Origin of the sequence: Micromonospora sp. RV43 (assembly GCF_001029515.1) — a bacterium.
GTDB classification, from domain to species: Bacteria; Actinomycetota; Actinomycetes; order Mycobacteriales; family Micromonosporaceae; genus Micromonospora; species Micromonospora aurantiaca.
In genome coordinates this window covers 35,718-61,794 of sequence record NZ_LEKG01000009.1, presented here as the reverse complement: position 1 = coordinate 61,794, position 26,077 = coordinate 35,718, and the positions used below count along the sequence as shown (strand labels likewise).

20 protein-coding genes and 1 pseudogene are annotated in these 26,077 nt (G+C 69.3%); 3 read left to right on the top strand and 18 right to left on the bottom strand.

What is annotated here, in order from left to right; all coding sequences use genetic code 11:
- The first annotated feature begins 146 nt into the window (after positions 1–146).
- Positions 147–1,681: pseudogene (locus ABD52_RS38040) on the top strand (ISL3 family transposase).
- Positions 1,682–1,837: 156 nt separating this feature from the next.
- On the opposite strand, the gene ABD52_RS04215 reads toward ABD52_RS38040, so the two are convergent.
- A complete protein-coding gene (locus ABD52_RS04215; RefSeq protein ID WP_047890828.1) occupies positions 1,838–2,506 on the bottom strand; it encodes an HAD family hydrolase in 669 nt (222 codons plus the stop codon).
- A 281-nt stretch (positions 2,507–2,787) separates the two neighbouring features.
- Between ABD52_RS04215 and ABD52_RS40075 the strand changes: the two genes are divergently transcribed.
- Entirely contained in the window at positions 2,788–3,072 is a 285-nt protein-coding gene (locus ABD52_RS40075; RefSeq protein ID WP_235437329.1) for a hypothetical protein, read from the top strand.
- Between the two features lie 86 nt (positions 3,073–3,158).
- Here the strand turns inward: ABD52_RS40075 and ABD52_RS37365 are convergent, their stop codons facing one another.
- From ABD52_RS37365 to ABD52_RS37360, 9 genes are all read right to left on the bottom strand, one after another.
- Positions 3,159–6,263, bottom strand: coding sequence for a non-ribosomal peptide synthetase (locus ABD52_RS37365; RefSeq protein WP_053065285.1), 3,105 nt, complete (start codon positions 6,261–6,263; stop codon positions 3,159–3,161).
- Between the two features lie 111 nt (positions 6,264–6,374).
- Positions 6,375–7,868, bottom strand: coding sequence for an amino acid adenylation domain-containing protein (locus tag ABD52_RS04200; RefSeq protein ID WP_161801603.1), 1,494 nt, complete (start codon positions 7,866–7,868; stop codon positions 6,375–6,377).
- Between the two features lie 41 nt (positions 7,869–7,909).
- Positions 7,910–8,134 (bottom strand): phosphopantetheine-binding protein, encoded by a 225-nt coding sequence (locus ABD52_RS04195; RefSeq protein WP_161801602.1) that lies wholly within the window; start codon positions 8,132–8,134, stop codon positions 7,910–7,912.
- Positions 8,135–8,296: 162 nt separating this feature from the next.
- Positions 8,297–9,571 carry an MFS transporter gene (locus ABD52_RS04190; protein WP_047890825.1) on the bottom strand — a complete coding sequence of 425 codons (1,275 nt, stop codon included), beginning with the start codon at positions 9,569–9,571 and terminating at the stop codon, positions 8,297–8,299.
- 189 nt (positions 9,572–9,760) lie between these two features.
- On the bottom strand, positions 9,761–10,729 hold the full coding sequence (locus ABD52_RS04185) for a hypothetical protein (protein WP_152748179.1): 969 nt from the start codon (positions 10,727–10,729) through the stop codon (positions 9,761–9,763).
- Between the two features lie 37 nt (positions 10,730–10,766).
- The gene (locus ABD52_RS04180) at positions 10,767–11,027 is read right to left on the bottom strand and encodes a phosphopantetheine-binding protein (protein ID WP_047890823.1); all 261 of its coding nucleotides are present in this window, start codon (positions 11,025–11,027) and stop codon (positions 10,767–10,769) included.
- Positions 11,020–11,994 (bottom strand): TIGR03560 family F420-dependent LLM class oxidoreductase, encoded by a 975-nt coding sequence (locus ABD52_RS04175; protein WP_053065284.1) that lies wholly within the window; start codon positions 11,992–11,994, stop codon positions 11,020–11,022. The genes ABD52_RS04180 and ABD52_RS04175 overlap by 8 nt, the downstream gene beginning before the upstream one ends.
- Before the next feature lie 7 nt (positions 11,995–12,001).
- Entirely contained in the window at positions 12,002–12,340 is a 339-nt protein-coding gene (locus ABD52_RS04170; RefSeq protein ID WP_152748178.1) for a PqqD family peptide modification chaperone, read from the bottom strand.
- Positions 12,337–14,691 carry a type I polyketide synthase gene (locus ABD52_RS37360; RefSeq protein WP_082171197.1) on the bottom strand — a complete coding sequence of 785 codons (2,355 nt, stop codon included), beginning with the start codon at positions 14,689–14,691 and terminating at the stop codon, positions 12,337–12,339. The genes ABD52_RS04170 and ABD52_RS37360 overlap by 4 nt, the downstream gene beginning before the upstream one ends.
- 422 nt (positions 14,692–15,113) lie before the next feature.
- On the opposite strand from ABD52_RS37360, the gene ABD52_RS04160 reads away from it, so the two are divergent.
- Complete coding sequence (locus tag ABD52_RS04160) at positions 15,114–16,325, top strand: cytochrome P450 (RefSeq protein WP_047890821.1); 1,212 nt, start codon at positions 15,114–15,116, stop codon at positions 16,323–16,325.
- Positions 16,326–16,388: 63 nt separating this feature from the next.
- Here ABD52_RS04160 and ABD52_RS04155 read toward each other — a convergent pair whose 3' ends face one another.
- The 8 genes from ABD52_RS04155 to fxlM form a co-directional block, all read right to left on the bottom strand.
- Positions 16,389–17,309, bottom strand: a complete 921-nt coding sequence (locus tag ABD52_RS04155; RefSeq protein ID WP_047890820.1) for a helix-turn-helix transcriptional regulator — start codon at positions 17,307–17,309, stop codon at positions 16,389–16,391.
- Between the two features lie 31 nt (positions 17,310–17,340).
- Positions 17,341–18,117, bottom strand: coding sequence for a hypothetical protein (locus tag ABD52_RS04150; protein WP_152748176.1), 777 nt, complete (start codon positions 18,115–18,117; stop codon positions 17,341–17,343).
- Between the two features lie 216 nt (positions 18,118–18,333).
- Entirely contained in the window at positions 18,334–19,062 is a 729-nt protein-coding gene (locus ABD52_RS04145; RefSeq protein ID WP_161801601.1) for a thioesterase II family protein, read from the bottom strand.
- A gap of 561 nt (positions 19,063–19,623) precedes the next feature.
- The gene (locus ABD52_RS04140) at positions 19,624–20,376 is read right to left on the bottom strand and encodes a thiopeptide-type bacteriocin biosynthesis protein (RefSeq protein WP_047890817.1); all 753 of its coding nucleotides are present in this window, start codon (positions 20,374–20,376) and stop codon (positions 19,624–19,626) included.
- Between the two features lie 14 nt (positions 20,377–20,390).
- Complete coding sequence (locus tag ABD52_RS04135; RefSeq protein WP_047890816.1) at positions 20,391–21,461, bottom strand: lanthionine synthetase C family protein; 1,071 nt, start codon at positions 21,459–21,461, stop codon at positions 20,391–20,393.
- Positions 21,458–24,205 (bottom strand): lantibiotic dehydratase, encoded by a 2,748-nt coding sequence (locus tag ABD52_RS04130; RefSeq protein WP_047890815.1) that lies wholly within the window; start codon positions 24,203–24,205, stop codon positions 21,458–21,460. The genes ABD52_RS04135 and ABD52_RS04130 overlap by 4 nt, the downstream gene beginning before the upstream one ends.
- Positions 24,206–24,274: 69 nt before the next feature.
- Positions 24,275–24,430, bottom strand: a complete 156-nt coding sequence (gene fxlA, locus ABD52_RS38035; protein ID WP_082171195.1) for an FxLD family lanthipeptide — start codon at positions 24,428–24,430, stop codon at positions 24,275–24,277.
- A gap of 12 nt (positions 24,431–24,442) precedes the next feature.
- Positions 24,443–25,684 (bottom strand): methyltransferase, FxLD system, encoded by a 1,242-nt coding sequence (fxlM, locus tag ABD52_RS04125; protein ID WP_047890814.1) that lies wholly within the window; start codon positions 25,682–25,684, stop codon positions 24,443–24,445.
- Between the last annotated feature and the right edge of the window lie 393 nt (positions 25,685–26,077).

Below are 26,077 nucleotides of genomic sequence, written 5' to 3'. Positions count from 1 at the left end.
TCGACCTGGACGGCCGACCCGGCATGTACAACGTGCTGCACTGCGGCGACGGCGTGTCCGTGCTCGCACTACCGGGTCTGTCAAACGAACGGCCCTGTCTCACATTCGGTGGTGACGGAGGGCGGTGAGGCGCCGCTAACTCCTATGTGGAGGACATCAGCGAGCTTGTACAGGCGGTGTTCTCGGGGCTGTCCCCGCTGATCGTCGAGGACGTGGTCGACCAGGGTGAGCGGATCGTGGTGGGGGCCCGGACGCCGCAGGACACCGCGGTCTGCCCGTTATGCGGGGCCTCGTCGGGACGGGTCCACGGCTATCACTGGCGGACGGCGGCCGACGTTCCAGTCGACGGGCGCCGGGTGGTGGTCCGCGTGCGGGTGCGGCGTCTGGCGTGCCCCACGCGCGGCTGCCGCCACACCTTCCGAGAACAGGTTCCCGGGGTGCTGGAGCGATACCAGCGCCGCATGGCCCGTCTGAACAGGCAGGTCAAAGCCGTGGTCAAGGAGTTAGCGGGCCGGGCAGGGTCGCGTTTGCTGGCGATACTCGCCATGGGCCTGTCCCGTCACACGGCCCTGCGCGCCCGGCTGCGCATCCCGTTGCCCACCGGGCAGACGCCTCGTGTGATCGGCGTTGACGATTTTGCTCTGTGCCGACGGCACCGCTATGCCACCCTGGTGATCGACGCCGAGACCCATGAGCGGATCGAGGTACTGCCCGACCGCACCGCGGACACCCTCAAAGCGTGGCTGTGGGAGCATCCCGGCGTCGAAGTCGTGTGCCGCGACGGCTCGGCCACCTACGCCGAGGCCATCCGCCGCGCCCTGCCCAACGCGGTGCAGGTCGCGGACAGGTGGCACCTATGGCACAACCTGTGAGAAGCGGCCCTCAGCGAGGTAAAGGCGCACAGCACCTGCTGGGCCCCGTACTGGACGCACCCATCTACGACGGGCCCCGCGCACAGACGACCCTGCAACGCTGGCACCAGGTCCATGACCTGCTCGACCAGGGCGTGGGCCTGCTCGAATCCGCCCGCCGTCTGTAGCTGGCCCTGAACTCCGTCAAGCGCTACGCGCGAGCCGACCGGCCCGAGCGGATGCTCCGCGTCCCCAAGTACCGTGCCAGCCTCGTCGACCCCTACCGTGAGTACCTACGCAAACGTCGAGCCGAGGACCCCGGCGTCCCCGTCGCGCACCTCTTCGAAGAGATCAAGGCCCTCGGCTACGAGGGTTGCCTCAACCTCCTGCACAAGTACATCAACCAAGGCCGCGCGGACGTCGACCGCAGCCACATCTCCCCGCGCCGGCTCGCCCGGATGATCCTTACCAGGCCCGACAACCTCAAACCCGAGCATCGAGATCTTCTGGCACGCCTCACTGCGGCCTGCCCAGAGATGACCAGACTGGCCGCCGTTGTCGGGGGCTTCGCCGAGCTCCTGACGCCTCACGCCGGAAATGCCGACCGGCTCTCGCTCTGGATCGGCCAGGTCCGCGCGGTCGATCTACCTCATCTGCACGCCTTTACCAGGGGCCTGGAACGGGACCGCGACGCCGTGAACGCAGCGCTCACGCTTCTTTACAGCAACGGCCCCACCGAAGGCGTCAACACCAAGACCAAGCGGATCGCACGCCAAATGCACGGACGAGCGGGCTTCACCCTGCTTCGCCACCGCATCCTCCTCGGATAGCAGCACCCTCCGTCACCACCGAATGTGAGACAGGGCCGTTCGTCTGACGGTCCCGCACTTCCGCTTATCTACACGCCGACGAACAGCGCATCTTGGCGATCACGGTGAATCACCCAGGATAGGGCAACCTCGACAAACCAAGAACACGAAACAGCTTCAAATTCCAGCCAACGCCAGCACGTGATCGAATCCGCGAAGCTGGGCTGGCGAACTCACCATCGGCAGTACCAGGGCCGGTATCCCGGCGGTCACGGAACCGCCGTCGCCGCTGGGATGGTCACCGACCATCAGCGTTAGATCTGGCTGTGCCGCCAGGGCGTCGAGTGCAGTGCGCCAGATCCGTACATCGGGTTTGACGAAGCCGACCTCGTAGGAAAGAACGAATGCATCGATGTAGCGGTCAAGCCCGTGCCTCGCAAAGCATTTGCGAATGTCCCAGCCGACGTTACTGACCACGCCCAGTCGAATATCGCGGGCGCTCAGGGCGGCGAGAGTGGATGACGTGTCCGCGTACGGCTCGAGCGCTTCGGCGTGCGTTTCGTGCAGGGCTCGCGCAAACGGCAAGTCCACCCCACGGATTTGCTGCAGGACAGCCAGAATCGCCCGGTCCCACACCTCTGGGTCCAAGTCCCGGGCAAAATGAGCAGGGTCCTTAGCCGTCGTCCGCAACAACTCAGCGTAATCTGCGGCGATGCGCTGAGCGTCACCGGCGGCCACCTCCCGGCCGATCAATGCCGCGGCGCTGCCGACCCAGCGGTTGGGGTCTCTGGCGAACAGGGTCCAAGCGAAGTCGAATAGGACGGTTGTCACGGGTTTCGAAGGCACCAGGTCACCCTAGCCTAACCGCGGAACATCAAAGTCTCCACAGAACCCCAGGGCGGTTCATTCACTCACCGATGAGCGTCCTGGGTCGCGCCCTGTTGGCAGCGCTCGCCGTCCTGGCACCAATCGAGGCCGGGGCGAAGGCGGCCCGGCTCGGCTGAGTGTCGAAGGCCAGGACAGCACCGACCCGGTGACGCGGTCGGTGCACCGCTGCGCGCCGACCGGCGGCTCACCTCGTGGACGGGCCCCGGTGGCCCGATCTGGTTGCGACCCGCGCCACCGCCGTGGAACGCATCCCGGATGCCGCGGCCCACGCGTATCACGACCAGGCCGGTGACGTCTACGCGGCGCACGCCGCCGTCGCCCCGCACAACGCCTACCCGGACCGGCCGGCCATGTTCGCGCTCGCCGGCGACGTCGCCGGCCTCCGAATCCTGGACGCCGCTGCGGTGGCGGCCATTATGCGGCCGAGCCGAGAGCCGTCGAGACGCTGCACGCTATCGACCCAGCGCGCTACACGGCTGACCGAGCGCCCAAGCTTCCTGGCCCTACGCCTGCGTCGCCCCTGACCCGCACCTCCTAATCGCCACCAACGCCCAGGGTGGGTGCGGCGACGTTGCCGCAACCCGCCCCACCGCACCACCAGGATCGAACGTCACGACCGGCTGAACTCGTCGGCGTAGTGGGTGAGCACCTCGGTCACGGTGTGCACGAGATCACGCAGAGCGGCCTCACCGATGCCATCGGCGCGGCAGGATGCGACCAGATCCCAGCCGCCCTCTTCCCGCGGGATCGCGTGGATCAGCAGCTCCGTGGAGGTCGAGGGCGGGCTCAGCCTCAGTGGCCGGTACCGCACGTGTGGGCTCAGCTCCCCCGAAGGCGGTTCGTGCTGCACGACCACCCAGGTCTGGAACCAGGGGTGTCTGCCCCGCGCCGGAGCGAGGGCGCGAACCAGGTCTTCGAACGGGATCAGCGGCCGGTGCATGGCGCCGCGGAGCTGTTCCACCGCCTCGGTCAGCACCGGGCGGCCCTCCGGCTCCCCTGCTGTACGCAGCGCCAACGGCAGCGGATCGACGAAGTAGCCGAGGACACCGTCGAAGTGCGGATCACGTCGTGCCGGTGCGACGGTGCCGACGCAGACCTGCCCGACACCGAACCCGCGGGCCACTGCCCGGGCCACCGCCGCGGAGAGCACCGAGGCGGTCGGCGTCCCCAACCGGGACGCCATCGCCCGCAACCTGCTCACCAGCGGCTCCGGCAGCGTCCGGTCCAGCTCGACGCGCGGGCCGTCGGGCGAGTCCGAGAGCGGTGGCGCGAAGGCCGGGGCGATCGGCGGCTCCAGAACGGCCCGCCACTGGCGCAGCGCCGTGTCGGCGCCGGCCTCGGTGCCTCCGCACTCCATCCGGCTGTAGGCGGCATAGGGCGGGAGTTCCGGGAACACCGGCTTCGTATCGGTCGCTCGGGCTCGGTAGGCGATCGCGAGGTCGGTCATCAGGATCCGCTCGGACCAACCGTCGAAGGCAATGTGGTGAAGGTGCAGACCGAGCAGGTACCGGTCCGCACCGAGCCGGCTCACCCGTACCCGGAAGGGTGGTTCGGCCTCGAGGTCGAACGGCGTCCGCCACCAGTCCGCCGTCAACCGCCGGAGCGCGGCCTCGACATCCTCCCCCGCCGGAGCGGGAACGACCTCGAGGTCGAACGGCGCCGGCGCGACGAGCCGGGCAACCGCCGTCCGATCCGCCGGGGGGTAGATCGTACGGAGTATGGCGTGGCGCTCGATGACGTCCTCGAAGGCCATCCGCAGCACCCGAGGGTCCCAGTCACCGGTGACCAGGTAGGCGAGAACCACCATGTTGTCGGCGGCACCCGGGTTGAGCTGCTCCGCCAACCAGAACCGGGTCTGCGCGTGCGACAACGGCGCGTCCGCCGCCGAGGAGCTCTCCTGCCGGGCCACGTCCGCCCGGGCCCGCTCGACCGCCACGTCCAGCAGCCCTCGAACCGTCGGCGTCCGGTAGACGTCCGTCAGACCGATCGGGGACGGCAACATCGCGGTGGCGCGTGAGGCCAACCTGACCGCGTCGAGCGACGTGGCGCCCGCGGCGAACAGGTCGTCGTCGATTCCCAGGTCCGGAACGCCGAGCAGGGATCGCGTGGCCGAGAGGAGCGGGACGTCCGGTTCGGTGGACGCCGCCGCGCGGGCGCCGACCTTCGGGGCGTCCTCCCGGACAAGGAGCTCCGCCATGGCCTGCACCTGGGCGACGTCGACCTTGCCCGTCGACCCGAGCGGAAGACGGTCGACCGGGCGCATGACCGCCGGAATCATCGCCGGGAGAAGCTGCCCGGCCACGAACGCCCGGAGGACCTCCGCCGTGGGAGCCACCGGATCGGCACTCTCGAACAGGGCCACCAGGCGGGGTCGTTCGTCGTTCCCCGCCCTCACCACCGAGCAGACCCGGACCCCCGGGTGCCGCTCCAGGATCGCCTCGACCTCGCCGGGCTCGATCCGGACACCGTTCACCTTCACCTGGCGGTCCAGCCGTCCGCGGTAGCGGAACACCCCGTCCTCGAAGAGCGCCCGATCGCCGGTCCGGTAGTGCCGGACATCGTCGACGTCGACGAAGGCGCGCGCGGTGCTCTCCGGATCCCCCAGATAGCCCAGGGCGAGACCGTCACCGGAGACGAGCAGCTCCCCCAGCCGGCCCGCCGGCACCGGCCGCAACGCCTCGTCGACGACGACCACACCGGTGCCCGGCACCGGGCGCCCGATGGGGACGTCGGTGGCAGGCACCCGGACGTGCCGGGGGTGGACGAGCTGCGTCGTGGCGAAGATGGTGCCCTCCACCGGTCCGTAACCGTTCACCACCGGCAGCTCGGGAAACCGGTCGAGCAGCCGCCGCAGGTGCGCCACGGAGACGCGTTCGCCGCCGACGAGCACCAGCCGGACGTCGCCGAACAGCTCCACCGCCTCGTCGACGAACACGTTGAACAACGAACTCGTGAGCCAGAGACTGTTCACGCCCCGGTCGACGGCGTCCCGCAGAGCCGCCACGTCGAGATTCGGAGCGTCCCTGTCGAGCAGGACGCAACACCCACCGTTCAACAGCGGGGCCCACAGCTCCAGCGAGAACGCGTCCCACGGCAACGGCGCGGCCTGGAGGAAGACCGTGTCGGCATCGAGCGGCAGGTCATCGTTACCCACCAGCACCCGGACGGTCCCGCGGTGTGGTGACACGACCCCCTTGGGCTGTCCGGTCGAGCCCGAGGTGTAGAAGACGCACGCCGCCTGCGCGCCGCTCAGGCCGGGCGGCGGCTCCGTCGTGCCGTCCGTCAGCACCTCCGCGACGGTCAGTCGCGCGAACCCGGCCGGAGGGGGCGCGCCGTCGTCGCCGGCGATCAGGAAATCGGCACCGCTGGCGGTCAGGACGTACTCACGTCGGCCGGCCGGCCAGCGGGGATCCATCGCCAGGTAGGCCGCGCCGGTGCTCAGCGCACCCAGCAGCACGCCGACGAGTTCCGGTGAGCGCGGCAGACACACCGGGACGACACTGCCCGGTCCGACCCCCCGTTTCGTCAGGCCGCAGGCCACCCGGTCCGCCATGGCGATCAGGTCACGGTACGAGAGCACCCGATCGGCCTGCCGTATCGCGACGGCATCGGGAGTGAGTTCTGCGTGGTGCCGGACGATCTGTTCGATCCGGTCACCGTTCGCGTACGCCGCGGGCCCGAGGCCGCGCGACAGGCGGCTCAGCTGATCGTCCACGCCATCACTCCGAGTGCGGTCCGGTCACGGTCCAACGGGTGCGAACCCGCCATGGCGGTGCTCCTTCCTCCGTGCGGCGCGGCTCCCCCGGCCGCTACCGGGGGCCGCCTGTCACGGTTGATGGACGGTGGCGGCCACCCATTCCGGCGCGGGCAGCGCGCGCCGGTCGACCTTGCCGTTGCGGGTGACAGGCAGGTCGTCCAGCACCACGTACCGGGCCGGTAGCAGGTGGGCCGGCAGCTTGGCGGAGAGGGCCCGCCGCAGCTGAGGAACGTCGAGTGCGGCGCCGGGCGACAGGACGAGGTAGGCGACCAGCCGCTTGTCACCGGGCCTGAACTCATGAGCGGCGACCGCCGCCCGGCAGATGGTGGGCTGCCCGACCAACGCGGCTTCCACCTCCGCCGGCTCGATGCGGTACCCGCGGATCTTCATCTGGTCGTCGATCCGGCCGAGGAACTCCAGCGCCCCGTCCTCGCGCGTCCGGACCAGGTCGCCGGTCCGGTAGGCGCGGTCATGCGGGCCACCCGGTTCGGGCACGAACTTGCGCCCGTTCTCGGCGGGATCCTGCCAGTAGCCGAGTGAGACACCGTCGCCGGCGACCCACAGCTCGCCGGCCTCACCGGCAGCGGCAGGCTCACCTCGGCTCGTCATGATCCACAGCCGGGCCCCGGGGATGGCCCGTCCGATCGGCACGGGCTGACCGACCTCCTCGGGCGCCGACATGCGATGACAGCATGCGAACGTGGTGGTCTCGGTCGGGCCGTAGCCGTTCACCACGATGCGACCCGGCCTCGCCGCCAGCGCCCGCCGCACGTGATCCGCGGAGAGCACGTCACCACCGGCCAGCAACTGGGTCACCGGTTGGAGCGCCGGCAGGTCCGTGTCGACGATCCGATGGAACAGCGCCGCGGTCAGCCACATGGTGTCGATCTCGTGCCGCGCGAGCACCTCGCCCAGTTCGTCGCTCTCGAGCAGATCCTCGGGTGCGACCACCAGTCGCGCTCCGCTGAGCAGGGCGCCCCAGATCTCGAACGTCGAGGCGTCGAACGAGAGCGGAGCGAACTGCAGCACCGTGTGGGCCGGGCCCAGTTCGACGTAGTCGGCACCGGTCGCCAGATTGACCACGTTGTGGTGCGAGACCACGATGGCCTTGGGCCGGCCGGTCGTGCCCGAGGTGAACATGACATACGCCGGGTCGGTGGGCCGACGTGCCGGCTCGGCGAAGACGTCGATCGCCGCGTCCTGCTCCGCCTCGTCCACCCGGAGCACGTCCCCGACGATCTCCCCGATCTCGTCGTGCAGCGCAGCGGTCGTCAACAGCAGCGTCAGCCCGCACTGCTCGGTCATCTCGATAAGCCGGGCCCGGGGGTACGCCGGATCGAGCGGCACGTAAGCCGCTCCCGCCTTCAGGACGGCCAGCAGCGCGACGATCGTCTGCGTCGACCGGCCGAGCAGGACCCCGACAAACCCGCCCTGGCCCCCACGACTGACGATGGCTGCGGCCAGTGCCGTCGCCCGGCGGTCCAACTCGACGTACGTCAGGCACTCCCGGCCGTCCTCGACCGCGACCGCTCCGGGCCGGGAGTGCACAAGGTCGGCGAACACATCGTGCACGGTCCGTGCCGATGTGCCGGTCAACGCCTGGGTCACGCGACGCCCCGGTGCACCGCGTCCGCGAGTGCCGCCACCGTGGAATGACGCAGAACCGCCCCCGCCCGCATGGATATTCCCGCCGCCCGTGCCTTCCGAGCCACCGCCAGCGCCAACAACGAGTCGCCCCCGAGGTCGAAGAAGTCGTCCTGGGGAGTGACAGCGACACCCAGCTCGGCCTCCCAGATCGCGGTAAGTTTCAGCACGGTCTCGTCACTCACCAAATTCGACATCATCGGTTTCCTTTCCCTCGCTAGTGCGAAAGCCGGGGCGGGCCTGGTGGCGCCGCGATCCCATCCGGTGTCTTCGGACGAGCGGAGCAGATCTGTCGTCCACGTTCGTCGTCTGTCTCGTCAGCGCGTCCCCCGCTGCGCATCGGAAGTTCAGCTCACACTCGCCGGAGTGCTGACCGCCGGCCGGGATCGGGACCAGTGCTTCTCGATCAGCGCGCAGAGGAAGCCGGCCACGGCGACCACCACGGCCAACGCGACCCACCCGACCAGTCCTCCGTTGACGCAGACCGGGATGACGATGGCCGGCGCGATCGCGGCGGCGAACCCCTGCCCCAGGCCCATCAGACCCTGGTACTGCCCCTGTGCCTCCGGCTGGGCCAGCGCGAAGGACAACTCGAAGGTCCCACCCACCTGCCACACCTCGGCCAGCGAGTGCACCAGCACGGCAATCAGCAGCAGCACGACGGCGACCCAGGCGGCGCGGTCCGCCGAGACCGCCATCATGATCCACGCCAGGATGAAGAGGGGTCCGGACAGCGTGATCAGACGCGCAGCGGACCGCGGCCCATCGATGGAGCGCGTCGCCGGAAGCTGGATCAGCGCGACGGTGACCGACCCGACGAACAGAACCAACGCCGCCATCGACCGCGGCGCGTCCGTCTTCAGCACGATCCACACCGGCAGCGCCTGGACCAGCACCCAGCCCTGCAGGCTCGCGATCGCAGCGGCGAACGTCAGCCCCAGATAGTGGCGGTCGCGGAGCGCAACCCACTTGCGCTCCTTCTCGACGGAGTCCGAGGTCTTGGCCACCCGCGTCGGCGGAAGGTGAGCCATCCGCGACAGGATGAGCGCGGCGAGCACGAAAGTGACCGAGTCCGTGACGATGAGGAAGACATAGGCCGGGCGGGTGTCGATGGCGAGAGCAATGGCGGCCGTGAGGGTGCCGACCGCGATCCCGACATTGGTCATGGCACGCAGGTACGAGCGCAACCGTGCGCCCTTGCCCTCCTCCGCCACCACCCCGATCATCGCGCCGCGAGCGCTGCCCGATCCCGCGCTCCCGACGGCGGCGACAGCGGCCACGGCGATCAACGACCACAGATCCCACACGAGGAGGAGACTTGCGCTCGCCACCGCCTCCAGCAGCATGGAGCCGATGACGACCTCGCGTGAACCGCGACGGTCGGCGAAGTCACCGATCAGGAGCCCGGCCCCGAAGCCGGCCAGGGATCCGATCGTCAGACCGGTCCCGACCACCGCCGGGCTCAGCCCGGTGAACTTGATGAGGAAGATCGTCCCCGCAGAAAGGAACATCCCCCTGCCGATGGTGTTCACGACCGTCGCCCGCGCCAGGAGGCTCTGCCGGCGATCTTGCGGACCGCGCAGCGCGGCGCCCAATCCGGAGAGCCAGCCCGCTCCGCTCATCGGTCGGCCCCGCCCGGAATCACGGCAGTGCCGGTCATCCCGACCGCGAAGACCCTGGCAACGCCGGTGACCTCAGGGTCATGACCACGCATCCGCGCGACGTCCTTCGTGACAGCTCCGAACTGATTCAATGCGATCTCCCTATTCTTGTTCGCCAACTCGCGGCCCGATCATCTGCTCCGGACCAGCTCAGGAGCCGGCGAAGAGCTCGCCGTCGAGCCGGACGATGTGCCCCTGCGCCCAGCGCGCCATCCGCAGCGCGCAGTCACCATTGGCCTCGCCCTGGCGAGGCCCGTCCAGCACCATTGCCTGGAACTCATCGACGCTGATCCCGCATTCGGGCATGCGGGCCAGACGACGCATCATCCACTTCTCGCGTGTGCAGTAATCCCCCTGCAGCGCGAGGCAGGCGTCCACCACCCGGAACGCCGCGATCCGGGCCGAGATTAGGGCCGAGTCCTGGTCGCCGGCGTCGAGCTGGCCGACCACATCGGTGAGCGCGTTCTCCGCGCGGACTTTGACGGTCCGTACCCGGGCGCGACGATACGAGGACTTGTCCAGCAGCTCCCGCAGCTCCTGGAAGTAGCCGTCGTTCTTCAACGGAACTCCGATGGACATCCGGTAAATGAAGTCCTGCATGGTGTCGCTTGAGCGCAGAAATTCGACCTCGTCCTCGAGGTAGGGCTGCAGCACGGTAGGGAAGGCACCGGTCGGCCAAGTCGTCAGGTCTACGCGGGCCTTCTGGTACTCACCCAACCAGTTGCCCCAGCCGACCCCGCTCTTGTCCGACCCGGGCCAACATTCCGCGGTTTCGTCCATCGGAAGGTCAAGCTCCCGGTCTGAGAACGCGTAAATATCGAAATCGCTAAAGACGTTTCCCCAACCGACTGCGGTCGACCCGGTCCAGCAGACGGCATCCGCCTCCGCCAGACCCGGGAACCGCTTGAGCAGGGCTTCGAAGGTCATGTCCGGCGGCTGCCGGTCCTTGGCCTGCGCAACAATTACCTCGAACGTGGGGGTGAACATCAGGCTTCCTCCGGGGGTGATCGCTTGGGAATTGGGGAACTGCATCTCGAGCTGTCCGGGCACCGAGCCGCTGGGCAGCATCCTGTTGTTGCGCGGCGGCGCTGTCTGCGGCCGGTTGCTCGTTGCCGTCAAGGGGCAGGAGTGAGTCCCTGACCTCTCGGCCGCTGGCCTACTCGTCGTCGAGAAAGGCCGCGAGTTCCGTGACCGTCGGGTGGGAGAAGACGTCCACGACCCTGAGCCCGGGCCAGCGCTCACGCAGCACGTGGACCACGCGGAGAATGACGACCGAGGTCGCACCGAGGTCGAAGAATCCGGCGTCCGGGTCGACCTCCTCGACCTCCAGCGCCTCCCGCCACACCGCCTGCAGCACCTCGACCGGATCGCCGTCGAGGTCGAGCCCGACCTCCGGGGCTTGCGTACGCTCAGTCATCCAGTGCCTCCCGCAGGGTCGTGCCGACGGTGTGCAGGTGCGCGTGGTCCGTGGGGTCGAGCACCGCCAGGATGAAACCGTCCACCCCGGACTCGCGGTACTCCCTCACCTGGTCGCGCACCTCGTGCCGGGTGCCGCAGAGCGCGAAACCGCGAGCGGCGGCCGGTGCGACGTCCAGCAGGGCTCCCAACCGGTCCAGCGACTCGTGCAGCTCCCACTCGGAGTCGGCGATGATCACGTGGCCCAGCCAGGTCTTCGTGATCTCGCTACTGTCCCGACCCACGTCAGCGCAGGCCTGCTCGAGAATGTTGATCTTGCGACGTACGGTGGCCGGCCCACCGAAGAAGTTGCAGGCGTCGCCCAGCCTGGCGACCGTCGGGATCAGCACCTTCTCGCCACCACCGCCGATCAGAATGGGCGGGCCGTCAGGATGAATCGGACGAGGCATGTTGAGCGGCTCGTCGATGCGGAAGTAGCGCCCGGTGAAACGCGGCGCGTACTCGGTGAACATGGCGCGGCAGATCTGCACCGCCTCGGCCAACTGCGCCAGCCGCTCCTTCGGTCTCGGGAAGTCGAGCCCGTACGCCCGGTACTCCTCCTCGTGCCAGCCGGCGCCGATCCCGAGGACCGCCCGGCCGCCACTGATGATGTCGATGGTGGTGACCATCTTGGCGAGCACCGCCGGGTTCCGGAATCCGCAGGCGGAGACCAGGACTCCGAGGCGGGCGACTGAGGTCACCGTCGCCAGGGCGGCCAGCGTGGTGTACGCCTCCAGGATCGGTTCCTCCGGGTTCCCCACCGTGGCGATCTGGTGGAGGTGGTCCATGGTCCACAAGCTGTCGAAGCTGGCGGCCTCGGCTTCCCGGGCCACCCCGGCGACCTGCTGGAAGAGCTTGTCGTCCGCGACACCGGCGAAGGAGTAGCCGCTGAGTTGGAGCCCGACGCGGGTGAGCAGTTGGCGCGTCATCCGGAACCTAGGGGCGGGTCAGGACGGCGATGTCGGCCGGCGTGGCCTCTGTGAGCAGGCCGAACTCCTGCAGCTGCCGGAACAGCTCGTACGTCGGTTGGCGGACCTCCTCGAGGGGCCGTCCGGACTGCTCGGCGACACCGTCGAGCACCTGACCGACGGTGCGCCGACCGTCGACCAGCAGCCAGGGCACCACTGCGTCGCTGTCCAGCACGTAGCGGCCCATCAGGGTCTCCAGCAGGATGCCATCCTTGGCGCTCTCGGTGAACTCCACGGCGGCCTCGCCACGGCGGGCCGTCACATCCAGCCCTCGGATGAGAATGGTGTCGTCGTTCAAGGTAGTCATGATCCAGTCTTCCCCTTGGCCATGGTGTTTTCGATGTACGTCGCTGAGTCGACGACGGTTGGTGCGACGAACGGCAGGTCGACGGGCAGTTTGAGCCCGAGGCCCTCGCTGAGACGGGCGCCGACCTCCACCGCGTAGATGGAGTCGCCGCCGAGTTCGGAGAAGTTCATGTCCAGCGGGATGTGCTCGACGCCGAGTACCTCGCGCCAGACCTGCTCGACGTAGTTGACGATGCTGTCGTGCTGCGGTGCTGATCCGCCCGCGGAGCCTTCGGCCGGAGCGGAGGAGCGGACCGGACGGTTGAGCCAGAAGCGGCGGCGGGTGAACGGGTAGGCCGGGAGCGAGACCCGTTGGCGCGCTTCATCGGCGTAGTAGGTGGCCCACTTGATCGCGGCGCCCGCCTGCCATGCCGCGGCCAGCACCTCGGCCAGGTCGAACGACGGGCCGATCACCACCTGACCGGGGTGATGCCGGGCGGGTCGGTCGTCGTCCTCGCCGTCGCCGGTGCAGGCGTCCAGAGCCTCCGCCAGCGTCGCCGGGTCTGCCCCGCGTGCCAGCCAGTCCGCGACCGGCCGGGCCCAGGCCGACGCGTCGACCCGGGAGAAGGTCAGTCCGAGCCGCAGCAGGATCCGGCCGACGACGGCTGCCGTCAGCGCGCCGGCCCGCGGTGCCGGCAGGTCGTGCAGTTCCGGTGATCCGGTGATCTCGACGAGGCCCGAACGCACCAGCGGTTCCGCGGCCAGCAGCCGCTTCCCCAGCTCGGCCAGGTCGGCGGGGGTACCGGAGACCGCCAGCGACGGCCGGGCGGAGGACCGCCCGGTCTCCTCGGCGGCCCGCAGCTTCGCGATCGCCTCGACGGTGCTGCCGACCACCGCCGCCCAGCGTTTGACGAACCGCCCACGCCCGACAGCGAGGGTGAAGGCGACGTCCGCCAGTTCGGCGGGCTCGGTGGACGCCATGCTCTCGAGCCGATCCGCCAGCCGCTCGCGCATCCGCTGTAGTTCGTCACCGGTACGGGCCGAGAGCACCAGTAGGGAGCGCGGCCTCGTGCTCGCCGGAGAGGGCTCACCGAGCGCCTGACCGAGGACGACGTGGGCGTTGGACCCACCGAGTCCGAAGGAACTCACCCCGGCGACGCGCGGGTCCTCCCCGGACCAGGGAGCGGTCTGGGCGCTCATGACGAAGGGTGTCGACGCCATGTCGAGGTCGGGATTCGGGGTGTCGAACCGTGCCGTGCCGGGCAGCACTCCGCTCTCCACCGCCAAGGTGGCCTTGAAGAGCCCGGCCAGGCCCGAGGCCGCGTCGGCGTGGCCGATGTTCGCCTTCGCCGCGCCCAACGTCATCGAGCCGGGCGGGCGGCCGTCACCGGCGAAGACCCGCCGCAGCGCCTCGAACTCGACGGCATCCCCGATGGCGGTGCCGGTGCCGTGGGATTCGACGTATCCGACCTGGTCGGGCCGGAGACCGGCGCGAGCGAGGGCGGTGCGGATCACGGCCTGCTGGCCGTCGACGTTCGGGGCGGCGAATCCGGCACGCGAGCCGCCGTCGTTGTTGACGGCCCAGCCGTGGATCACCGCGCGGCGGTTGTCGCCCTCGGCTCGGGCGTCATCATCACGTCGCAGCACCACGATGCCGGCGCCCGACCCGGGTACCGCCCCCGACGCCGCGACGTCGAAGGGACGGCAGGAGCCGTCCGCCGACAGGATGCCGCCCTCACGGTAGGTGTAGCCCTCGGCGTCCGGTGGCAGGAGACTGACGCCGCCGGCCAGCGCGATGTCGCAGTCCCCCGCGGCCAGCGACGAGCACGCGAGCGCCACCGCGCTGAGCGACGTGGCACAACCGGTCTGCACGGTGATCGCCGGCCCGGTGAGGCCCAACTTGAACGCGAGTCGGGGCGCGAGGAAGTCCTTCTCGTTCGCCAGCGTGACGCGGACGTCGCCGAGGCGCCCACCGCCGGCCTCGTCCGGAGCCACGAAATCGCGGTAGTACAGGTTCTCGCCGCACCCGACGAACACCCCCACCACGATGTCGCGCTCGCCCGCGTAGCCGGCGTCGTCGAGGGCCTCGGCCGCCACCTCCAGCAGGACCCGCTGCTGCGGATCCATGATGATGGCCTCCGCCGGCGTCAACCGGAAGTAGTCCGCGTCGAACTGGTCGACGTTGTCGACCTTGCCCACCGCGCCGACGAACCGGCCGTCGCCCCGACCGCCGGAACCCTCGCCGGTCCGGCTCACCGACACGACGCCGTCGAGAAGGTTCCGCCAGTACTGGTTGACGTCGTCCGCCCCAGGGAAGCGGCCGGCCATACCGATCACCGCGACCGGACAGCCACGAGGCGCTTCACCCCTCATCGGGCCGCCCGCCCGCCAGCGGCAGAGCCGGGCAGCGACGACGTCCCCGACGTGACAGCCGGTCGACAGGAACAGTCGGGCCGGCGAGCCGGCGGATGACCGGCAACAGAGCCGATTTCGTCCATGACAGACACCTCCAGTCAGGAGCTCGGTCGCACTCCGGGCTGGAGTCCATCACGCGGCATTGATTTCTGCCCACGGATTCGGATCTGACCGAACACCTTTGCCGAGCACCACTCAACGATGGTTGTGTCAACATCAGGTGCCCGCCAAGGAGGAGGTCCGCGTCGCCACGGATCGGGACCGGCTCCAGCCGCTGCGGGAGCGAAACATTCCACCCCCGGGCAGCGCCGGCCACCTTCGTGGCCGGGTCCACCGCGCAGGGCTGGACACCGCACGCATGACAAAGGGGAGAGACCGAAATGATGATGCCCGATTTATCCGATCCGAGGACCTTCGACGACCAGGATCTCGGTGAATTCTGGCGCGAGCTGCGGCAGACGAATCCGGTCGTCTGGCACAAGCCGGTCGGCGGCCGACCGGGATTCTGGGTGGTGTCCAGGTACTCGGACGTCGTTGACGTCTACCGGAGCAGCGGCACCTACACCTCCGAGGGCGGCAACGTCCTGACCACCCTGCTGGCCGGCGGAGATTCCGCGGCGGGCGTGATGCTGCCGGTCACGGACGGCTCCCGGCATCGGCAACTGCGCAACATCATTCTCCGGGCACTCTCCCCGCGGACCCTGGACCGGATCTCGGCCAGCCTGCGGAATCGGACCGAGCGGTTGGTGCAGGAGGCAGTCGAACAGGGCACCTGCGATTTCGCCGAGGACATCGCCAGCCGGATCCCGATGGGCACGATCGCGGAACTGCTCGGCGTGCCGGCCGAGGACGAGGCCTTCCTGCTGTCCCAGACGCGCTCGGCGCTCAGCTCCGACGAGCGGGACAGCAAGCCGGAGGAGGCGATCGAGGCCCGCCACGAGATCCTTCTGTACTTCGGCGAGCTGCTGGACCTACGCCGGAAATCGCCGGACCACGGGGTCATCAGCGAGTTGGCCGAGGCCCTGGTCGACGGGGAGAAGCTGTCCGACGACGAGGTCGTCCTCAACTGCTACAGCCTCATCGTGGGTGGCGACGAGACTAGCCGGCTCACCATGATCGATGCGGTGCACGCCCTCGCCGGACACCCACAACAATGGCACCTGCTCAGGACCGGTGCGGTCGATCTGGCGACGGCCGGTGAGGAGGTGCTCCGCTGGGCGTCACCCACCATGCACTTCGGGCGCACCTGCCAGGCCGACTCCCAGATCTCGGGAGTCCGGATCGCCAAGGGCGACATAGTCACGCTCTGGCACAGCTCCGCCAACCGTGACGAAACGGTCTTCCCGTCGCCCAACGAGTTGATGCTCAACCGGACGCCGAACCGGCATCTCGCCTTCGGCTACGGGCCGCACTTCTGCCTCGGTGCCACCCTGGCGCGGATGGAGGTGACCGAGTTGCTGCGCGTACTCCGTGAGAAGGTCGCGGATCTCGAGGTGGCCGGAGCACCGAGGCGAATCCACTCCAACTTCCTGACCGGATTCAGCAGCCTGCCGGTCAGGTTCAGTCGGCGCCGTACCGGTGCGACGGACTGAGCAGAGGTCGCCACCCGGTGACCTTTCGACGGCGGGCCGTGAGCGTACGCCGGAATGACCAGCTCAGGGAAGAAGTTGTCTCAGCAGCGCCACCCCCGACGCATCCAGTTGATAGAAGACCTGCCCTCCCAATCGCTGCTTCCACACCACCCCGGTGGCGGCCAGTACCGCCAGGTGTTGCGACACGGTGCTCTTGGCCATCCCCAGGGACTGAGCCACCGCTGTCGTGGTTTTCGGCACCTGTAGCTCACGGAGCACCTGGGCGCGGCCCTTGCCGACCAGCAGGGCCAGCCGATCCTCCTGGATCGACGGCTCGCGCGGGTAGGCCGTCAGGACGTGGAAGTGTCCTGTCCCACGGGCCTGGTAGGACATCGCCACCGAACTCCCGTCCTGCACGAAGATCCTCCTGGCAGCCGCGAACACGGTCGGCACCAGGACAAGTCTCGAGCCGTTCAGCGCGACGTCCAGGTCGCGGTGGTACGGGGCGGTCAGACGAGGAGGTGCCCAGGTGACCCGCCCGCCGAGTTCGGTGAGCATCGACTCGCTCCCCTCGACGGCGAGGGTACGACCGCGGAACAGGATCTCCTCCTCGAGGGAGGACCGGATCGCCGTCCAGTACGGGGCGATCGCCAGATTCCAGTACTGCTGAAGCTGTTTGGCGAACTGGCGCGCCATCCTGGCGTCGCCCTGCTGCTCCTGGAAATGCCACAACTCGGACTCGATGGTGTTCCGGGCCGGGTCGGGGATCGGTACGGCATGCGCGGCGAACTGGTTCACATCCAGGCCACGAACCGACTCGACGAGCTGCTGGGCGAGCACCGCCGGCATGCGCTCGCGGACCTTACGAGCCCAGGTCGTGTACGGAGACGGCGCGATGCCTCGGTACCGCGTCAGGATGACCAGACTGCCGATGGTCTCCCAGAGCGGGCTGAAGGAGAGCCGGATCGATTTCAGGCTCTCGTCGTCGACCTGCAGATTAATCACGACGCCGACGCTCGCTGGGGCCGGGCACTGTTCATACCGTCTCCACCCGCATGGCGATGTCCTGACAGAGCGCCAGGACATCCTTGATCCACACGTCCGGCGCCGCCGGATCGTAGTCCTGCATGGTTTCTATCCGCCAGTACTTGACGAAGTCGATGGCGCTCGGGGCGGCGGCCCGGAAGCGGTTCGGCCGCCATTTCACCAGCTGACTGCTGTACTCACCGTGGCTCTCCAGGAGAGCGTCGATGGCGTGCCCGAACGCGAGCCGCGCCGAGATCGTCGCGCTCTCCAGGTCGCCGGCCTCGAGCTGCCCCAGCGCGTCCTCGAGGGCGTTCTCCAGCGCGCCCAGCGAACGAACGACGACGAACGACCGGAACGCCGAAGAGTTCAGACGGTCGAGGCTGCGGGTCAGCCAATCCTGCCCGAACAAGGGCAGACAGTTGCCGAGGCGCGAGAGCAGGAGCTCCTCCCGGTGGTCCAAGGTCTCGTTGGTGACCTGGCCAGCCTCGAACGCCTCCCAGGACACCTTCTCGAAGATCTCGTCAACCTGGGAGTCCAGCCAGTAGGTGACCTGCCAGCGGCGGTTGTGGGCGTAGAACTCCTCCCTGCGCATCCGGGACAGCTCGAGCGAGACAGGTACCACGTCGCCGGAGATCCGTACCCGCTCTCTCGAGCTGATGACGTAGATGTCATAGTCGCTGCGGGCGTTGTCCCAGCCCCGCGCGGTGGACCCGACCACGAAGGCGGCCAGCGCCCCCGGGGGAAGCAGGTCCCGCTCCCGCAGAGGCTGGAGCCAGTCCCGATCCATGACCATGCGTACCTCTTCCTCAGCGGACACCTCATGCGACCCAACCATCGTCCACCGGTACCCGGCAGAGGTGTTCGGTGAGATCCGAATCCGCAGGCAAAAGTCGCTGCCGCGTGCTGGACTCCAGCCTCGGGTACGACCGCACCTGCGTCATACCTCGGTCATCATACTCGGCGTGGTCCCGATCGGCGTCGACGCAGGGCCCGGCCGATCGTCTCAGGTCAATGCGAAACGCACTGCCTGCGCAAGCTTCGGCCAGGCATCACCGCCGAGCAGATGATCACCCCCGGCGATCTCGGAAAAGGTCGTCGGGCCACTCGTCTCCCGGCGCCAGGATTCGATTTGCGCCCTGCTCACGTGTTTGTCGTGGGCACCGTAGAGCACGGTGATCGGCACCGTCAGCCGGGAGCCGGGCTCGTAGACGTAGCGCGACATCAGGGCGATGTCCGCCGCGATGATCGGCAGAAGCAGCTCGACGAAGTCCGGCTCGCCCCGGAACTCCTCCGGCACGTACCGGAGGAGATCCTGATCCGCTTCGACGTCAGCGGTGGTGAAGTCGGGCGGCGGCAACTGCGACGCGACCAGGAGGTGGGTGACCTCAATGCCCTGGTCGGCAGCGGTCAGGGCCTTCGCCAGCTCGAAGGCCAGCACAGCGCCGGAGCAGTGGCCGAACAGGGCCACCCGCGGCATCCCCAGCTCGTCCAGCTCGGCGATCACGTCGGCGACAACGTCGGAAATTGCGCCTGCCGGCGGGTCCTTCCGACGGTTCTCACGCCCCGCGAGTCGTACGCCGTAAACCGTGGCCACGTCGGCGAGCACCGCACTCCAGGAACGAAAGGGAGCAGCTCCGGCACCAGCCCACGGAATGCAGACAAGAGCCAAGTCGGTGTCAGCCGATGCATTCCAGGAGACGAGCGAATTGTTCTTCGATGGTGCCGCGCTCACCAAGTTCACGGTAATTGATGTTACCGTACCGTGGGCGAAGCATGCGCCCCGCTGGATGTCCGTTCCGCATGCCGTAGCCGGCCCTGGTCACGGCGTGCGGTGACCCCGAGGGATTCGCCGCACCGCGACCTGGGTCGAGAGTCCGGCGTCCGCCACGGGACGCTGCCCGGTCATGAGATCGGGCCGGCGACGGCGGCACCGGTGGCGAGCAGCAGCGCCGTCGCGTCGGCGAGACGCCGCAGGTCCTGGGTCAGGCGGTAGCAGGGGGTCTGTTCCGGAAGTCGCCGCAACAGCAGGGTACGGCGGTCGGCGACCCTGGCCGGGAACCAGGCAGCCAGGTAGGGGTCGCACTTGGTGGCGTTGGCTCGACGTGCTCGCTCAGCGCCCGGTACGCCTCGGTCGGGGTCAATCGGCTCAGGACCGGGCCCTCCGTCCCGGCGTCGAACCCGGGCAGGACGACCATGTCGACCCGGCACCCGGGCAGCAGGGACCGCCCCGTGACGTGGGCGAGTTCGTTGCAGCGCACCCAGACGGAGCCGGGCAGCCGGGGTCGCGGGTCTGTCAAACGAAGATGGCTCCCTGGGCCGCTCGGGCGAGGGTGGCCTGGGTGGTGGCGGGTAGTCCGAGCCTGTTCCAGTGGAAGATCACGTGCAGCGCGATTACTGCGCGGAGGCCACGGGTGAGGGTGCCCCTTTCCCGTTGGCGGTGTAGAGCTGCGCCGGCGTGTGCGAATGCGGTGTGCCAGTCGCCGGGGGTGCGAGGTGCGCCGAGCAGCAGGCTTCGAACGTCTTTGGTGAATCTCCCCCACCTTGGGGCATCGGTTGTGGGTGACTGGTCGAGGTGTGCTGCGCGGTGCTCGACGACTTCAGCCCAGACGTCGCCTTGCTCGTTGAGGTCCAGCCCTGCTGCGCGCATCAGGGCGGTGCACAAGATCAGGGAGTGTTCGCGCCGGGTGGTGGGGTGCTGGTGGAGGTAGGTGAGGAGGTGGCGGCTGTCGTGGTGGAACAGCGTGTGGGCCGTGGTCATGGCGTCGTGTCCGCCGAACGCGTGGGTTTCGGGTTCGTAGATGTCACCGGCCCAGGTAACTCCTTCGGTGAGTAGCCGGCGGGCCTGGTCGCCGCTGTCTGGGCCGTTTGTGGGGAGGTAGCGGATGCGCCAAGCGCCTTTGCGGATGAACCACCAGGAGGTGATAAGGCCGGCGGTCTCGGCGGCGGGAAGCACTCGGCGCAGGTGGTCGACGGCCTGTTTCTCGCGCTCCCGGGCGGTCTGGCCGGGGTAGCTGATGTTGATCTGCTGCCAAGGGGTGTGGTCCACGGATGGCTCTTTCGTTAGGTGAGGAGGAGACAGGCGTCCCACGCGGTGGTGGCGGCGGTGACGAGGTCGGCTCCTGCCCTCCCGTCGAGGAGCCCTTCGGGCTCGTTGCTGGTGGGGGTGGCCTGCCGATGGAGATCGGTGACGAGATCGAGGGGTATGGGGGTGAGGGCGTCGGCGGCGATGCGGCGGGCGGTGGCCAGCAGTCCGGCGGTGCCGTGGCACAGGCTTCGGTCGGTGAGCCGTCGAAGTTGTTCGGGGTCGGTGACGCAGGTGGTGAAGGCGGTCTCGGCGAAGCGCTGCCGAGTGGTGTCGTGCAGGGCTTGTGCGGTGAGTTGCTGGGCGCGGGCGATGCCGGGGGTGCCGTAGCACCAGGACGGCCGCAGCGGGGTTCGCTGGGCGGGTGTTCCGTGGTGTAGGTCGGTGAGGGTGATGGTTTGCGGCCACCAGATCGTGCCGTCGGTGTGCTGCTGCCAGGCGTCCAGCCATCGGCTGATGCGGGTAATCGCCGTGGTGTGGCCGGCGACGGTGATGCCGTCGCGGAGGGTGAGGGCGAGCAGTGCCAGTGGGCCGGTGATGCCATGGGCCATGCCGAAGTTCGCGTGACCGCCGACGGGCGGTGGCTGGCGGCGTTCGGGCCCGTTCCAGCACCACCAGCCGGGTAGCTCGCCTCGCGGTTCGGTGAGCCGGACGAGGTAGTCCAGGACCTGGCGGAGCAGGTCGTGATCGCCGAGCCGGCGCAGGACGACGCCGAGGCCGGTCAGTCCGCGGATGAGGTCGTACTCGGCGTAGTGCGGCTGCTGACGTCGGTCGATGCGGCGGTGGGCGGCGTCGAGTCGACGACGAGCCACCGTGGCGGTGCCGTCGGCGGTGGCCGCTCGTGCCTGGGCGAGCCCCGGGTGGTCGGTGGTGGCGAGGACGAATGCGAGCGCGGGAGCGCCGTAGAAGAGGCTGACCCCATCGGCGATGCTCACACCACCAGCGATGGCGTCGCGCAGTGCCTCGTACGCTGCCGGCCTGTTGCCGGTTTCGAGGTGCAGCAGGGCGATGCCGGCCGCGCCGTCAGCGAGGGACTGTCCCACGGTCACGGCTTGAGCCCTGCGAGGGTGGTGCGGGCGATGGTGCGGACCAGCCTCAGGCAGTGCTGTTCGGAGGCGGGGTCGACGCCGATCATGCGGGCGTGGTGCAGGTGCAGCAGGTCACCCAGCACGTCGTCGGGGTCGAACCCGTCATGGGCGACCATGGAGCGGTAGGCGGCCAGCGCTGCGGCGAGCCGCTCGTCATGCACGGGGCGTCGGGCATGTTCGAGCTGGGCGGGGTCGAGGCGGGGGCCGGTCCGGTGAGGAACATGGGTCGCGAGCCAGCGCGGGCCGTCGCCGGTGAAGCCGTCGGCGATGGCGATCATCCCGGCTGCGGTGGCGGCTTGGCGGTCTCCGGTGAGCCGGTGCAGGGCGGCGCGGGAGTCGGCGGCGAACACCCGCTCGGCGGCGGCGAGGGTCGCTGCGGCGCCGTGGCGGGTTTCGGGGCGGTACGGGTGCAAGCTGTAGTCGTGCACGAGGGCGTCGTCGTGCAGGTGCTGCACCCAGCGGGCGAGGTGGCGGGTGGTGTCGGCGAACCGGCCGGTGTCCGGAAGTGGGATGCGTAGCCGCAGGTGTGGCTCGGGGTGGGGATACCTCAGGAACCACCAACCGGCTGGGAGGTGGTCGGCGGGGCGGCGGGCGAGGTCGGTCAAGATGTCATCGAGCCGACCGTGTAGGTGTGCCTCGATCCACCGTGACTGCCCTGGCCAGTACTGAACAGTGGTGGCGGTTCGGGCTGGTCGGGCTGGTTGAGCGGCCGGCGCGGGGTGGGTGAGGGTGAGCAGGAGTTCGGCGGGGCGGTCGTCGATCCAGCCCGCCGGCCCTGGAGCCTCGGTGATCACGGTGCGGGGATGCCGTTCGAGGTGGTCGCGGAGGACCGCCAGGTGGGCGGGGTTGTCCAGGTCAAGGCGTAGGCGTATGTCGTCATCGCCGACCAGGACCTGCTCCGGGATGTGCCGTTGGAGGCGGTGTCGTCGCCAGGCGTCAGACCACTGCGCCCATGCTGTCCCCTGAGCGGGAAGCGCGGTGTGGTCGATGATCCAGCGGGCGGGGTGCACGATGGTGCGTCCCCGTCGCAGGCGGGGTAGGAACGGCAGGCCGCTGGCGTGTCCCCAGTCGAACCGGCTGCACGGTGCCGTCCACGCGGTCCAGATCTCGGCCAGGAACCGCATCAGCGGCTGCTGCAGCGTGGGTAGCAACACGCTGTTGAACAGCAGCGGCTCGACAGGCTGACCGGTGGTCAGCGATACCAGCCACAACTGGCGTCCGTCGCCGACCACCGCCAGGTCGTCGATCGTGTACGGCGGTGCCGGGTGGAAGTCGCCGACAGGGAGGACGGGCAGCAGCTCGGGCGTCCGGGCTACTGCGGTGAGGCGGGCGTCCAACGGGGGCCCGGACATCTGCAGCGGGGCGGCGCCGGGCAGGGCAGTCGGCAGATGCCGGTAAACCTGCTGGAATCCGGCGAGTTCGGAGAGGGTGAGCAGGTGCAGGAACCGGGCCGCGGCGACCCCGGCGTGACGGGACCCGCTGAGTACCGTCAGGGTGAACGCGCCGAGGTCCAGGTCGCGCGGAGTGTCGGCGGCGAGGGCGAACCGCAGTTCGGTGTGCGGAATCGGCGGCCGGTCGTCATTCCCGCGGATCCGGTCGATCAGCGCGTCGTCGAGCCCGACTTCGGTGCAGCCGTCGAGTGCGGCGTGCTGCGCGAGCTGTCCGAGCAGCCGGTCGCGGGCGGTGAACAGCGCTGGGGCGCGGCGTGTGGATCCCCGGTAGCCGGCCGGAAAACCAAGCACGTTCAGCACCTCACGGATGGGAACAGCCGCTCCTGGACCCCATCGCTCGATGAACGCGCTGTGGTACTCGGCCCATCCGGGGGTAGGTGGTGGCGCTACCGCCACGAGGGTCGACGCGGCCCGCTCCGCCTCGTGCAGGACCGGCGGGGGCAGGGTCACGGCGATGTCGGCACGTAGATCGACGGCAGTCCGGCTGCCCGGCGTCGGAATGACGCAGTGGCGGGCGACCTGAGCGGCCGGGTCGGTGGCGGTCATGGGCGGGCGGAGAGCCGACAGCAGCACCCCGGTGTGGACCAGGTCGGCCAGCAGGCGCTCGGCGTCGGTGATGCCGGCAGGCACAGCGATCGTCTCGGCGAGTTCGGCGAACCTGACCGGGGACCGCGCCGCCTGGATCGCTGCCCGGATCGGGCTGGTCAGGCGGACCTCGACGTCCCACCGCCGATCGGCGCTGGCGTGGGCACAGGGCAGAACCCATGTGTCGCCGCGCCGGTATCCCAACGAGTTCGTCACGACGGGGACGGTGCGCAGGGTGGCCAGGTCGTGTTCGGCCCGCGCGGTGTGCTCGGCGATGAGCTGCCCGTCGGGGCGTGGGACCGCGCGATGGGCGTCGCCCAGGAGGACTGCCGCGCGAGCGCCGAACTGGACCGGGGCGACGCCGGCGAACGTGCCAAACGGGGTGGCACGGGTGGTCCAGCGCAGCAGGTACCGGACCGTTGACTGCACCAGGCGTCGCAGTCGTTGTGGTGGCAGCGGCTCCCCGGTCAGAGCGCGTTGGATCTGGTCGGCGAGCTGCGGCGCCGCGCCGGTAACGGCTGCCGCGAATCCAGGCAGCGTCCACGTCGTGTCCAGCCACTCGCGCCACTGATCGGGATGACCGTGGGCTATGTCGGGCCAGGGCGGCAGAACGAGACCCTGGGGGTAGGCGGCGATTCTGATCAGCGCCGCACCAACTGCGGGAACCATGAGGCACCACCGAATTCGTCGGGCCCGGCGTGCGCGACGCCGGGCCCGATCCTGAGAGGAACGGATGGGTCAGTTGCCGCCGTCACACTTGGTGGTGCAGGCGTTGGAGCCGGTGTTGCCGGAGCCGCACCCGTCGTCGGTGGCGGTGGCGTAGCCGCCCGCGGTGGGGCCGGCGTCGACCAGGCTGACGTCCAGGACGAACTCCGAGGTTTCGGTGTCGTTCACGTGCGTTCCCTTCTATGCGGGGGTGAAGGTGAGGACAAAGCGGCTGTGCCGCTTGTCCAGCACCGTCCCGGCCGGCAGGTCGCCGTCGGGAGTACCAGTGGGCAGGACGTGCAGCACCGGCGAAGGGCTGCCCGAATCCAGCCACGCGCGCATCTGTCCGACCATCCGACCGGCCGCCGACGCGGCGTCGGGCCCATGCGCGCAGGCGCCGAGGTCGAACATGTCGTCGTCGTTCCAGCGCAGCGTCGAGCGGTAGCAGAAAGCGCCGTTGTTGAGGGCGGCCGGTGTGCCGAAGCGCCACGCCGGGGCGACGACGCCGGCATCCACGGCCTCCTGCTGAGCCGTGAGAACAACGAAAAGCTGTCCTGCATCGGTGATGCGGGACGCCAGCCACAGGTCGAGGTCAGCCAGGACGGTACGAGGGGGCAGGCTCACCCCGGCCCATGCCTGCGTCTGCGGCTGCGCCAACAGCTCACCGACGGCGTGGCGATTGACCTGCTGGTCCTCGTCCAGCCGCAGGTACACCCCGTCAGCGATGTCGACGTACCGCACCTCATGTGCCCCGGCGCCCTGCATCGACACGAACCCGCACAGCCGCTGGCTGTGGCTGACCAGCCGATCGCCGGTCCGACGCATCGCCCATGAGCGGGTCATCCCGAACGTCCGCAGCGGCACGACGAGCGTTCCGTTCTCGGCGAGCTGCGCGGTCCAGGCCGGTGAGATGTCCCAGGCGCCGACCGTGACGATGATCAGGTCGTATGTGCGGCCCGGGTTGACCGGTTGCTCGGCGTCCGCGCACACCACGGCCACGTCGTCGTAACCCGCCGCGGTGAGGCAGGCGGTGGCCCGGTCAGTGACCTCGCGATCGATGTCTACGGTCGTGACCGAGCCCTCGGGGCCGACCAGCTCGCGCAGCAGCGCGGCGTTGTATCCGCCGGAACCGATCTCCAGGACGTGCCGACCGGCCAACCCACCGTCGACGGCGTCGGCGGCCTGACCGAGCATCTCCGCGATGAGCCACGGCGCCGACACCGAACTGACCGCCTCGTCGCCGATCCGCTTGGTCACCACGGCCTGGTCGGCCCGGTACGCCTCCGTCAGCGCGGCATCCGGAGTGAACAGATGACGTGGCACGGACCGTAGCGCCGCCTCCACCTCGGGCCGCATGACCAGCCCTTTCTCCATGTGATCAGCGACGAGCTGATCGACCATCGCGGCATGGAGGTCCTCGCCGCTCGCCGTGTCGACACTCATTCGGGTGCTCTCCCTCTCCATCAAGACCTCCCGATCGGGTGGTCCGCCGTACCGCTCTTCTCGGGCTCAACAGAGCGTCAAGCCGCTGGACTCGCCAAGTCACACGGGTATCTCAAGTCGATGTGGTGCCGGTCGAAGGTCGCGTCCTGCTGGCGGTCATGGGTGCCCGGGTAAGCGCCCAGATGCCCATGGGCATGATCGTTCGTGCGGCGGGAAGGCCGGGGCGCAGCCGTTGTACCAAGATCGCGGCGCGGAGCGGACTCCTGCTGCACTGCGGCCTCCCGTGCTAAGTCGGTGGCGGATCTGACGAGCAGCCAACGGCACGTCTCCACAATCGCCCGTCGAGTCGGTGGAGTGAATGCCGAGCATGCGGACGAAGCGGCTGTCCGCATG